This is a genomic window from Halobacillus alkaliphilus (assembly GCF_900113125.1).
GTDB classification, from domain to species: domain Bacteria; phylum Bacillota; class Bacilli; order Bacillales; family Halobacillaceae; genus Halobacillus; species Halobacillus alkaliphilus.
The window spans coordinates 1-12,189 of record NZ_FOOG01000042.1; the positions used below are offsets into that span (position 1 = coordinate 1).

The window sequence follows — 12,189 nt, forward strand, 5'->3', positions numbered from 1 at the left end:
TGTGGGGTCTCGCCTAGCTCCTTCTCCCGTGGGAGTCTCCTTGTTTCCTTCGCCACCCTATGATTGAAGAATGAACGGACCCTTCTATAGGCGATAGAGGGGTGCTTGATCTGCCTCAAATGCTTCTATAGCGGGAATTATACACACGTACACGATTATTATTTGAAGTTTATCTCCATCATAAACGGCGCGTTTCGAAAGAGTTTTCGAGCTCCATATATCGCAAGGGCCGGAGGGGGACGATGTAGACTCCTGCGGGATGAACATGATCGGTGAGATCCCGCAGGGCTGTTAAGCCCGAGGAAGCTCAGCACATGCCCGCGGAAAGCGAAATCGTCCCCCGAAGGACCTTCCGCTGAACAAATGTCTCGAAACTGAGTCTTCAACAAACGGGAGCTTATCTTTAATAAGTACCTCGAAAAAAATAAGACAAATGCTTACAGGAAAGAAATAACGCAATGTGAGGGTGAACTGATTTACAACAACTGATTGACAATTTCCTTCACTTCTTTTACGATAATAGAACTAATATGCTTCATTACTTAAAAGCGTTCAAGTAAAAAAATAATCCGTATCATGAATTCCGGAGTAAAAGATTGAGGGACAGCACTCAGAGACTGAATGTCAGGTGGAAATTCAGGTCTTCCTTTCTTTGAATTACAGGATTCTTTACCAGTGATACACCAGACGAGTGGGTAAGTATGCCTTACCAACGAGGGTGGTACCGCGGAGCCAAGGCTTCGTCCCTGTGATTTTGGGGATGAAGTCTTTTTATTTTGTAAAAACATCAACGTTTGGTTAATTCTTAATAAACAAGTTATTATTTACACCCTTCCGCATCCCCTGGCAGGAAAACGGCTTTTCGCCTATAGAACCGGAAGAATATTCGATAACTAACACTGAGAATGAACAGATCTTATCTATTCGAGGAGGAATTACTATGCTTCATCTACAGCCTAAAAAACTGCCAGGAGTGGTAGAATCAAGTTTAATCCTATTATTAGTCATTGGAATTATCAGCTATTTTATCATTGAAATTCAGACCGTTCCGCATATCCCTATTCTAATTGGAATTCTTCTTATGGTTACTTACGGAATGCTGAAGAAAGTAAGTTTTCAGGAATTACAGCATGGAATGGTCCAGGGAGCTCAAACCGGAATGGGGGCTGTTCTATTATTTTTCTTAATTGGGATACTAATTGCAAGCTGGATGGCCAGCGGCACGATCCCCGTATTAATGGATACAGCCTTTTACTTAGCGGGCGGACCATGGTTTTTGGCCATTGCTTTTGCTGTTACAGCTATTGTCGGAGTTGCTCTTGGCAGTTCGTTTACAACAGCGGCTACCGTCGGGGTCGCTTTTATCGGCGCCGCCCAGACAATGGACCTACCCCTGGCTATGACCGCTGGTGCAGTTGTTTCAGGCGCCTTTTTCGGCGATAAAATGTCACCTCTGTCTGATACGACCAACCTTGCCTCCACCGTAGTGAAAGTGGACTTATTTGATCACATTAAAAATATGAGCTGGACCACGATTCCAGCCTTTATCCTCACAGCTCTTGCTTTTATTATCCTTTCTCCTGGCCAACAGGTCTCACCGGAAGAATTAACCAATTTTCAAAACGGCTTAGTGGAGGCGGGCGTAATGCACTGGAGTTCCTGGATTCCCTTGTTGATCCTAGTAGTCATGGCTGTTTCAAAGCGTCCCGCTTTTATCTCCCTTGCGGTAAGCAGTTTAGCCGCTATCATCATAGCAGGTCTTAGAGGAGTCATGGAATGGTCTGCTCTTTGGGGAACATGGTTTAATGGATATACAGCAGAGACCAGCAATGATGCCGTGAATAATTTGTTAACTCGCGGAGGCATGAACTCCATGCTGTTTACAATTGCACTCGTCATTCTGGCTCTTGCTTTAGGAGGACTGTTCTTCAAAACCGGCGTTATTCCTTCAATATTAGTTCGTGTTCAATCCGGGTTAAAATCCGCTCGTTCTGCTACCCTTTCCACCGCTTTAACAGCAATCGGTATTAATATAGCAATAGGTGAACAGTATCTTTCCATTCTGCTAACAGGAGAAGCTTATCAGGACATATATGAAAAAGCGGGTTTAGCGCGTAAAAATTTATCCAGGACCCTGGAAGATGCAGGAACGGTGATTAATCCGTTGGTACCATGGAGCGTTTGCGGTGTATTTTTATCCGACGTACTTGGTGTCCCGGTCCTTGATTACCTTCCATTCGCATTTTTCTGTCTGCTCTGTCCAGTACTGACCATTATTTTTGGTTTTACCGGCAAAACGCTGACCATGCAAACCGCAGAAAAGTAAAAAGCGACGAGCTAATCGTACGACTTGGTGTATAGAACCTTTGTCTCCAACCAAACTATAAAAAAAGAGGTGGAGACGTGGATAAATACGAACATGAAGATGAAATGGATAATGGATGGCACATGGATCAGGCGGTGGCTGAACAAACGCTTCCAGACGTCGCCTTTTATAGAACTTTAATTGCAAATGTGATTTTTATTGGAGAAGAAAATGCAAGGGAATGGGTCCTTGTTGATTGCGGTATTGGCCACTACGCTAAACGTATTATCGAAGCCGCCCAAAAACGCTACGGCTCCAGGCCACCGCAGGCTATTATACTGACGCATGGCCACTTTGACCATGTGGGTTCAGCCAAAAAATTGGCAGACCACTGGAACGTTCCGATTTACATTCATCCGATGGAAATGGAATATGTAACAGGGAAACGCGACTATCCTGTCGGGGATGCTACGGTTGGCGGAGGCTTGTTTTCAATTTTGTCTCCCTTCTTCCCGACTGATCCCGTAGATTTAAGCCAATATATTTACCCTCTTCCAGAAGACGGTTCCATCCCCTTCCTTGAAGGCTGGCGAACCATTCATACACCTGGACATACACCCGGCCATATCGCTTTATTCCGCGAAGAGGACCGTACGCTTCTTTCCGGTGATGCGTTTATTACAGTTAAACAGGAATCGAGCATGGCCGTTTTCATCCAGCATCAGCACGTGCATGGACCCCCTGCTTATTTCACTCATAATTGGGAAGAAGCTGAAAGGTCCGTTAAAAAACTTGCCGCTCTGCAGCCGCGAGTAGCTATTACAGGGCACGGACTGCCTATGGAAGGTGAACTTTTAGCCGATCAACTGGATCATCTGGCTCAAAACTTTAAAGAACTTGCCGTTCCCAAGCATAAAAATAAGCTTCATTAACGTATAAGGCAGCCCGGCTCTGGGCTGCCTTATTTTTCACCTAAAACAAATGTTAATCTTTTCAATCCTTCCAGCAGCCTCGGACTGGGTCGACAAAATAAAGATTCCTCAAGTACATGTATACGATCTTCTTGAACTGCCTTCATTTCAGTCCAGCCCGGACGTTTTCGTACCAGGTCAGGATTCATTTTCTCTTCCTTCACCCCTACCCATACCATACAAATGTGATCCGGGTTCTTCTGTTTCACATTTTCCCAGTCCGTCTGAACGCTTGCTTCTGGCTCTGTATCGAAAATATTCCGTGCTCCGGCCAGTTCACTAATCTCAGTTAACCAGTTGGCTTTACCTGGAGTGAAAATAGGCTTGGGCCACCATTCCCAGTACAGTGAAGGTTGATCGGCGCGAGTGAGTGCTTTCTGCCTGCACGCCTCAATCTCATTCAAAAACTGATCTGCTTTTTCTTCCCCGAGTTCTTTCATCCCAAGCTTATTCCCAACTACCTTTAAGTCTTCTGAGATCTCTTTCAAACTGTTTGGATTTAAAATGATATAAGGGAGACCTTTCTCTTTTAAACCTTCTATATTCTTCTCCATTCCTGGAACAGAAAGAGAAGCAAGTACCAGATCCGGCTTCAGCTGCTCCACGGCATCCATATCTATGGAGAGGTCAGGACCAAGTTTTGGAAGATCTTTTACCTCTTCAGGATAATCAGAATAATTGTCGACACCAACCAACATAGACGTTTGACCGAGATAGGCTACAAGTTCAGTGTTACTGGGACATATCGACACAATCCTCACAATTCCACCTCTTTTTTCAGAATCCTCTGATGTTTCATTTTCTTTTATTATAGCTTATATTTAAAGTAATTAAAAAAGGAAGAAAGGGATGATCCCGATGACTGCCACACTACTCGATACTTCCAAAGGAATTGTTGAATATACATATAAAGGAACCGGTCCTGCCGTGCTTCTATTAAAAGGAGGCCATTCCACCAGAGAGACTGATTTGTCCCACAGCAGCCTGATTTATGAGGGATTCTCTCTTCTGACCGTCTCTCGTCCTGGTTACGACTACACTGAGGTTTCGACCGGGAAAAGCCCTGAGATTTTTGCTGAAACTATTATTGAAATCCTCGATCATTTAAACATTGAGACGGTGAAAGTGATTGCTATCTCGGCTGCTGGTCCTACAGGTATTGCTTTAGCGGCCAACCATCCGTCAAGGGTAACTAAACTAATAATGGAAGCTGCTCTTACATCACCATGGGAAGAGGCTGTGAAACAAAAAGCCAGAGTTCTATTTGGTCCTGCCGAACGGATGGTGTGGGGAAGTCTGAAAACCATGCTTAAATTCTTCCCGGATCTTATTATGAAACAGCTCATCTCAGAAATGACTACAGAAGATCCTGAAGAATACTTAGAACGCCTGTCCCCTAATGATCGCAGGTTTATTTATGACATGCTTGCTACCTCTCAGTCAGGAAATGGATTCAGCCTTGATATTGACCATTCCGTAACCACGGATTTATCCAAGATCCAGGCTCCTGTACTGGGGATGTATTCCCAAAAAGATAAAAGTGTCCCTTATACCCATGCTCTCCTTTTAAAATCCAGGGTCCCTGATTGTGAAATCTTTGAAGTAGATGCAGACAGCCATTTGATCTGGATTGGTAAAAACGCACAGCAGGTTTGGAACAAGCGTCTAGAGTTTCTGTCACGATAAACTATACTGAGGAGGATCATCGTGGATGATTTAAAAATTAAACAAATGCTGGACCGCTTCCTGTTTTTTTATGATAAAGCCTCCCTTGAAAATGCTGACCCTGAGCGCCGTTTTGAATTATGGAAGGAACACTACGGATTTACTTTTGTCCCTCCCGGCTATGAAAAAGACCAATTTGAAAGAGAAATGCTGAACTATGCCTGGGATAAATATTCTCTCGTCTATGATAGGATCAAGTACTTTGAAATAGATGAAGTGAACTTACAGGAACTGGTCACTCCCGTTAAACAAGCTCTACAATATGATGAGCCCATTTCGCTGACTCTGTTGTTTTTCGTAGGGACCTTTGAAACAGAACCATTCATTTTAGAACAAGATCATGAATATACCCTTTGTTTTCCTATCGAAACAGAATGGAATGAGTTTAAGCTGCTCCAGGAAATTGTCCGTGTAGTCCATTGCTGCAAATCTGGTCTCGCGCCAAGTCAGACTCGTACCCTTGCACAATTAATTTTTCAGGAAGGCATTGCCTTGCATACAGCCCGCCAGCTAATGAGTAAACAGGCAAATATAAAAACAGAACTCCTGTGGAGCCGTGAGAAATGCAGCCGGGAGCCAAATCGTATTATGATTAATATCATCCCTCATTTAAGTCGGACAGACTATGAAGCTCTTTTTTCCTTTACAAAAGGAACAGGCGCTTCTGGATATGAAAAAGAAGCGAACTTTACGGGATGGATCGTCGTCAAGCACCTCCTGGATAATGGGCGGACGGTTGGAGATTTAGCTTCCGTGCCTAAAGAAGATGTGGATACTTTCGTGGAGCGATCGCTTTTTTCCTTACTGAATCACGCCTATATTATTCAGCCTCAGGAGTAAACGGGGGTTTCAAGAGAAAGTTTTTTCCTGAAAAGCTTTCTTTCTTATTGGGCATCTGCTATACTAGGGTTAATTATTGTTGTTCGATCAGATTCATGCAAGAGAAGATGTTTCAAAGATGTCGTCTTGATTGAACTTGAAGGGCAAGAATAGTAATACAATGTGGAATATTTCCACACAGGAGGTTTTTGTACATGGTTGAAGGTACAGTAAAATGGTTTAATGCAGAAAAAGGTTTTGGATTTATCGAAGTAGAAGGCCAAGACGACGTCTTCGTTCACTTCTCTGCTATTCAAGAAGAAGGTTTCAAATCTCTAGAAGAAGGTCAAGTTGTAACTTTCGAAATCGAAGAAGGACAACGCGGACCACAAGCTTCTAACGTTCGTAAATAATTACCTAAAAAAGACTCCCCTAACAGGGAGTCTTTTTATTATGTTCAGATTCCATTTCATCTCATTGTTGATTTTACAGATAAGCTCCCGTTGGCCTTAACAGAAACTCGAAACCATTTAAGACATCAACGGTTTGATTCAAACATACATAAGATCTCTAATTAAAAATAGCAGGAGCTGATTACCCAGCTCCTGCCTGCAATTATTTATTCTTCTTCCTGCTGAGTTAGAATCACAGGCCCGTCTTTTGTGATAGCTACCGTATGTTCATACTGGGCAGATAATGATCCATCTACTGTACGGGCGGTCCAGTTATTATCATCCATTTTAGTGCTCCAGCCGCCAATGTTAATCATTGGTTCAATGGTAATGACCATTCCCTCTTTCAAACGAGCACCTTTTCCAGCATTACCGAAATGCGGGATATAAGGATCTTCGTGAATGCCTTCGCCGATCCCGTGACCTGTAAAGTCGCGGACGACAGAGTAGCCTTCCCCTTCCGCATAGGATTGAATCGCATGACCAATATCACCGATCCTATTCCCAGGTATAGCCTGCTCAATCCCTTTATATAGAGACGTTTTTGTTACATCCATCAGCTTACTTGCTTCTTCGCTAATGTTCCCTACCGCATGCGTCCAGGCAGAGTCAGCAAGCGCTCCGTTGAGATTCACAACCATATCCACGGTAACGATATCTCCTTCAGCAAGTTTCTCATGACGAGGGAAGCCGTGACATACTTCATCATTAATTGAGGCACAAGTATTAAACTCATAACCCTGATAGCCTTTTTGTTCACCGGTCGCTCCATGTTTGGTTAAATAACGTTCCACAAAATTTTCAATCTCCATTGTGGTCACACCCGGCTTGATAAATGTTCTTAATTCTTTATGAACGTTGGCCAGCAGCTTGCCGGCTTCCTGCATTAATTCAATTTCTCGTTTACTTTTACGTTTAATCATACACCCATTCCTTCCTTATCTCTCTAACGTTTAACTATGCATCCTATAGTATAATATCGAAAAAATTCCCGTTCGACCACCCCTGGGACTTACTCAATTGCTTTTATCGTTTTAGCAGGGTTTCCTCCTATAAAAACATTTGAAGGAACGTCTTTGGTTACGACCGCTCCAGCTCCAACAATGACATTATCTCCGATAGTCACGCCAGGATTGATAACGGCATTTCCTCCAATCCAAACGTCATCCCCTATCGTAATAGGTTTTCCCGCTTCTAATCCGCTCGCTCTTGTTTCACGGTCCATTGGATGAGTAGCGGTATAAAGCTGCACACTCGGACCGATGAGCACTCTTTTTCCGATTCGAATAGGACAGACATCTAAAAATACGCAATTGAAATTGGCAAAAAACCCTTCCCCTACATGAATATTGTATCCGTAATCGCAAAAGAAAGGAGGCTCAAGCCCATATTCTCCTTCCAGAGTACCAAATAGGTCTTCTATTAATTGCTTTCGGTAATGCATTTCTGCATCTTTCGTTTGATTGAGAGAATAAACAATCTGCCTGGCTCTTGCCCTTTCGTGAACCAATTCATCGTCCCAGGATTTATAAAGTTCGCCGGCCAGCATCTTTTCCTTTTCTGTCATACACTCACCTTCTTATTATATGTTGAACAACTTCCTTTACTTTACCACAATTTTTAACTAGACTTGGAACAACTGAAGGAGGGATCTGCCATGCAGGTGAGAGAACTAAATGGAAAAGATGCAGAAGACTATTATGAACTACGATTAGAAGCATTATTAACAAACCCGGATGCTTTTATTACTACATATGAACAGGAAAAACAAAGACCCGATCCTCTTGTAAAAACAGCGGAGAGGCTGGACAGCCCATCCTCCCGTACTTTTGGATTGTTTGAAAACGGAACCCTTTGCGGAACGGCTACCCTAGTTAAAGAAACCCATCCTAAGTTTTCTCACAAAGGGAGCATTGTAGCTATGTATGTAAGTCCAGGCTGCCGCCGGCAAGGCGGAGCTGCCCTCCTCTTACAGGAAGTTATTAATTTTTCCCGCGCAATTGAATTAAAAGTGCTCCACTTAAATGTAGTTACGGACAACACTCCTGCAATGAAGCTCTATGAGAAAATTGGATTTCAATCATACGGTTTAGAGCGAAAAGCTATTAAAATAGCCGATCGCTACCTGGACGAAGAACTGATGGAACTATTCTTAACGGAGTGAAACTTTTCGTCCATCCATATCGTACTTAAAAAGCAGATTATTTAGTAAAGGGTGGACCGTATGATTGAATTAAAGAGCATTTCGAAAAGTTTCACCGGCAAGCAGGCTGTTAAAAACCTGAACTTAACGGTACCTGACGGGAAAATTTTCGGCTTTCTGGGACCAAACGGTGCAGGGAAATCAACTACTATTAAGATGATGACAGGGATCCTTCCTATTGATGAGGGCTCTATTACGATCAATGGTGTGGATATTACCGATTATCCAATGGAGGCCAAGCATCTTTTTGGGTACGTACCTGACCGCTCAGATATATTTCTCCGTCTGAAAGGAATTGAATACTTAAATTTCATTGCAGACGTATTTCAAGTGTCGAAAGAAGTTCGGAAAGAAAAAATCGACTACCTTACCAAGAGCTTTGGTATTTACGAGGCACTTGATGATCATATCCAGACGTACTCCCATGGAATGCGGCAAAAAATTGTTGTAAGCGGCGTGCTTCTCCATGATCCAGATGTATGGATTTTAGATGAGCCTTTGTCCGGTCTGGATCCTAAGTCTTCTCATACTTTAAAAGAAATGATGAGAGAACACGCCGAAAGAGGTAAAATCGTCTTTTTCTCCACCCATGTACTGGAAGTGGTCGAGCAATTATGTGATGAAGTAGCGATTATCAACCATGGACGTGTGCAATTTCAAGGAAATATGACCGAAATGAAGCAGCAGTTTCAAGATGATGATAATCTGGAGCGATTATTCCTGGAGTTAACAGAAAATGAGTAACGCATGGAAATTAATGAAAATCATGGTGAAAATGCAGCTCTCCTGGGCGGGTAAAAGCAGTTCGGAAAAAGTCGGCTATGTTATTATGGCCTTTGCTCTTATTCCCTTTGGCGCCTTAATCTTATTTTCATTGAACAATTTAATTGGAAGTCTTTACGATGCCTTAGCACCGACTGGAAACGAAAGCGTAATTCTGGCTTTATTTTTTATTCTCATGTTTGTGATTTTCTTTGTGACAAGCATTGGAACGGTTTTAAGCTCCTTTTACTTTGCAGAGGACGTGGAATCATTTGTAGCTCTCCCCTTTCACCCTTATCAGATTGTACTTGGGAAATCTGCCGTACCTTTTTTGTCTCTGTACGGTTTGAATGCTTTACTTTTACTGCCGGTTCTATTATTTTACGGATTACACAGCAGTGCTGGACTGCTTTATTATTTGTTCGCTATTTTGCTATGGGCGGTTACACCAGTGATTCCATTTGTACTGCTCTCGATTGTGCTTATGTTCCTCATGCGTTTTGCCAACATTTCCAAAAATAAAGACCGGACGAAGATCATTGTAGGCATGTTCGGCTTTATTTTTGCCATTGGAATCAATGTTGTTATCCGTTTAGATAGCGGAGGAGGCGGTAGTGGTGCCGCCGATTTAATCAGAGAGCAGAATGGATTACTTGAACTGGTTACAGGCTTCTTTCCAACCGCCTATTTTAGTTCGATCGCCCTGACTCAGCCAGCTTCTCTAACAGGAGTTCTCTACCTGCTGCTGATGCTTGGATTATCGATAGGTTTTGCTATTTTATTTCTAACCGTTGGCCAGAAGGTTTATTTTAAAGGTGTGCTGGGCTTATCGGGAGGAACGCGAAGCCGTTTTGATGAGAGAAAGATACATAAGACGATTAAGCAAAAACCGCTTATTTACAGTCTGTGGCTGAAAGAAATGAGAATCATATTCCGCACCCCAGCCTTCTTCACGCAAATTGTGGTGCAGAGTCTCTTTTTCCCCGTATTTCTGCTTGTCATCTTATTTATGGAATCGAATACTTCAGTAGCAAGCCTTGGTTCTTTACTCACCCAATTGGAAGGAAAGAAACTGGTTCTTGGGCTGTTTGGTTTTACTTTACTGGCTGTTGGGATGACCCCGGCCTCATTTTCTTCGATTTCAAGAGATGGAAAAAGCTGGTTCAATCATCTTCATCTGCCTATAGCGCCGCAAACAGTCCTTAGAAGTAAAATTATAACGGCTTTCACGTTAAACCTCCTCACCATTGCTATTCTCAGCTTCGCGGCCTTATTTCTATTACAGGTTTCCTTTAAGATCTGGACCCTATGGCTGCTTCTTGCGCTAGTTACCAATTGGGTTACCAGTATAGGAGGGCTCATCATTGATCTTTACAGTCCAAAGCTTGACTGGACCGATGAACGTGAAGTCTTTAAAGGACGTTTTATCGGGCTCGCCATGCTGGCAATTGAAGCAACGGTCTTCGGTACCCTTATATTAATCCTTTGGAATGTGAGTGCGATCAGCGGAATCTGGGTAACAACAGGTGTTCTGCTTACCTTTCTGATTATTCTGATTGCCGCCTGCCATGCGGGTTTGAAACGACTTAGTAATAAACGGTATTATTCTATCCATTGAACGATCAAAAAAAGACTTCGACCTGCAAATCAGGTCGAAGTCTTTTTCATACACAAAAGGTTAGTTGCCAAAGAAATAATCAAAGACGTTACCTTCTTCAGCGGCCTGTTTATTGTAGAACTCAGAATAACCGCAATTCTTACAATAGACCATTGTAAATTGATGATTTTGCACATCTAATATATTGGACAGACCTGAGCCTGTCATTGACACATGATTTTGTTCGGCATCGGTACTGCCGCATTTAATACAACCTCGTTCGCTCATAGACACACTCCTGTTTTTAATAATATTTCCTCTATTTATTCATCTATGCGGATATGAAGTTTTATTTAGTAGAGAAATGATCTAATTATTTTACAATCATAACCGGACATTTGGCTCGCTTTGCTACTTTGTGACTGACACTTCCGAGAACCATTTCCTGCAGGGTGTTTAAACCACGACTTCCAATTACCACAATATCAAAATCCTCATCATTGGCAAATTTAACAATCTCAGGACCTGGCTCACCATGTTTTAAAGCTACATGATAAGATAACCCTTTATTTTCTAACATCTGCTCAATGGGATTCAACCGCTCGTGACGGCGACGCTCGATCATTCCTTTATCGCCTTCTGATAGGACATCGGATTTTGATTGTTCACCGTCCACCACATAGATGATTGTAATTTCACCATCACCTTGCAGACGGGCTAGTTCGGCTGCACGTTCAGCTGTTCGGACGGAATGTCCTGATCCATCTGCAGCTAACAGTATTTTCTTATACATATAATCCCCCTGTTTTCATAACATCTGCCGCTATTTTAACACGTATGATGAATTCCATTAAATCAAATACAAATGTTTCGTAATAATAAGCTATTTTCACAAGCACTTTATTAACCAATAGGGCCGAATAGTTGAAGACTCGGTCTCGAGGTAACTCGGGCCCGGTCCTTTGCCAAAAGTTTGATGAGGGGGCTACGGAAACAACTCGTCTTGTTCCATCACCCAGACACTCGAGCCATAAGCCGCTCATCAACGGATTGAAAAACCGCCATCCTTGTGATGGTCGGCTTATGCTGGTCGTGTCTATCGGGGTGATTCCACATTTGAACACTTTCCTACGGGGGAACTGGCAAGCCTCCTCGACGATATCTAGTATCGGACCCCTCCTCATATGAGAAGTAAGCGTCCTGAATCATCCTTAAATGCTTATATAGCGATTTTTTATCCACTTGGATACGTTAGAAATTTAACTTCGATTCCTGGTTAACGATCTTCATTTAGCAGTCATCTTCTAAGAGGATTTCGACTCCCTGTATCGCAAGGTCCGGAGGGGGACGATGAA

At 42.8% G+C, this 12,189-nt stretch carries 13 protein-coding genes; 8 read left to right on the forward strand and 5 right to left on the reverse strand.

What is annotated here, in order from left to right:
* The first annotated feature begins 940 nt into the window (after positions 1-940).
* Positions 941-2,326, forward strand: coding sequence for a Na+/H+ antiporter NhaC (gene nhaC / locus BMZ06_RS16955; RefSeq protein WP_089753831.1), 1,386 nt, complete (start codon positions 941-943; stop codon positions 2,324-2,326).
* A gap of 104 nt (positions 2,327-2,430) precedes the next feature.
* Positions 2,431-3,237, forward strand: a complete 807-nt coding sequence (locus tag BMZ06_RS16960) for an MBL fold metallo-hydrolase (RefSeq protein ID WP_425431788.1) — start codon at positions 2,431-2,433, stop codon at positions 3,235-3,237.
* Positions 3,238-3,266: 29 nt separating this feature from the next.
* Here the strand turns inward: BMZ06_RS16960 and BMZ06_RS16965 are convergent, their stop codons facing one another.
* The gene (locus BMZ06_RS16965) at positions 3,267-4,037 is read right to left on the reverse strand and encodes a cobalamin-binding protein (RefSeq protein WP_089753834.1); all 771 of its coding nucleotides are present in this window, start codon (positions 4,035-4,037) and stop codon (positions 3,267-3,269) included.
* Between the two features lie 97 nt (positions 4,038-4,134).
* Here BMZ06_RS16965 and BMZ06_RS16970 point away from each other — a divergent pair, with 97 nt between their 5' ends.
* The 3 genes from BMZ06_RS16970 to BMZ06_RS16980 all read left to right on the forward strand — a co-directional run bounded on the left by BMZ06_RS16970 (position 4,135) and on the right by BMZ06_RS16980 (position 6,233).
* A complete protein-coding gene (locus BMZ06_RS16970) occupies positions 4,135-4,962 on the forward strand; it encodes an alpha/beta fold hydrolase (RefSeq protein WP_089753894.1) in 828 nt (275 codons plus the stop codon).
* A 21-nt stretch (positions 4,963-4,983) separates the two neighbouring features.
* The gene (locus BMZ06_RS16975) at positions 4,984-5,841 is read left to right on the forward strand and encodes a hypothetical protein (protein ID WP_089753836.1); all 858 of its coding nucleotides are present in this window, start codon (positions 4,984-4,986) and stop codon (positions 5,839-5,841) included.
* A 194-nt stretch (positions 5,842-6,035) separates the two neighbouring features.
* A complete protein-coding gene (locus BMZ06_RS16980; RefSeq protein WP_014642423.1) occupies positions 6,036-6,233 on the forward strand; it encodes a cold-shock protein in 198 nt (65 codons plus the stop codon).
* Between the two features lie 206 nt (positions 6,234-6,439).
* On the opposite strand, the gene map is transcribed toward BMZ06_RS16980, so the two are convergent.
* Both map and BMZ06_RS16990 read right to left on the reverse strand, forming a co-directional pair.
* Complete coding sequence (gene map, locus BMZ06_RS16985; protein WP_089753837.1) at positions 6,440-7,195, reverse strand: type I methionyl aminopeptidase; 756 nt, start codon at positions 7,193-7,195, stop codon at positions 6,440-6,442.
* Between the two features lie 89 nt (positions 7,196-7,284).
* A complete protein-coding gene (locus BMZ06_RS16990) occupies positions 7,285-7,839 on the reverse strand; it encodes a sugar O-acetyltransferase (RefSeq protein ID WP_089753839.1) in 555 nt (184 codons plus the stop codon).
* A gap of 90 nt (positions 7,840-7,929) precedes the next feature.
* Between BMZ06_RS16990 and BMZ06_RS16995 the strand changes: the two genes are divergently transcribed.
* Genes BMZ06_RS16995 through BMZ06_RS17005 form a run of 3 tightly spaced genes read left to right on the forward strand, consistent with a single transcriptional unit; the run spans position 7,930 to position 10,855 of the window.
* Positions 7,930-8,436 carry a GNAT family N-acetyltransferase gene (locus tag BMZ06_RS16995; RefSeq protein WP_089753841.1) on the forward strand — a complete coding sequence of 169 codons (507 nt, stop codon included), beginning with the start codon at positions 7,930-7,932 and terminating at the stop codon, positions 8,434-8,436.
* 60 nt (positions 8,437-8,496) lie between these two features.
* Positions 8,497-9,219 (forward strand): ABC transporter ATP-binding protein, encoded by a 723-nt coding sequence (locus tag BMZ06_RS17000; RefSeq protein ID WP_089753843.1) that lies wholly within the window; start codon positions 8,497-8,499, stop codon positions 9,217-9,219.
* Entirely contained in the window at positions 9,212-10,855 is a 1,644-nt protein-coding gene (locus BMZ06_RS17005) for a putative ABC transporter permease subunit (RefSeq protein ID WP_089753845.1), read from the forward strand. Before BMZ06_RS17000 ends, BMZ06_RS17005 begins: the two co-directional genes overlap by 8 nt.
* Before the next feature lie 60 nt (positions 10,856-10,915).
* Here BMZ06_RS17005 and BMZ06_RS17010 read toward each other — a convergent pair whose 3' ends face one another.
* Both BMZ06_RS17010 and BMZ06_RS17015 read right to left on the reverse strand, forming a co-directional pair.
* Positions 10,916-11,122, reverse strand: a complete 207-nt coding sequence (locus BMZ06_RS17010) for a zinc ribbon domain-containing protein (protein WP_089753847.1) — start codon at positions 11,120-11,122, stop codon at positions 10,916-10,918.
* 85 nt (positions 11,123-11,207) lie between these two features.
* Positions 11,208-11,627, reverse strand: coding sequence for a universal stress protein (locus tag BMZ06_RS17015; protein ID WP_089753849.1), 420 nt, complete (start codon positions 11,625-11,627; stop codon positions 11,208-11,210).
* Between the last annotated feature and the right edge of the window lie 562 nt (positions 11,628-12,189).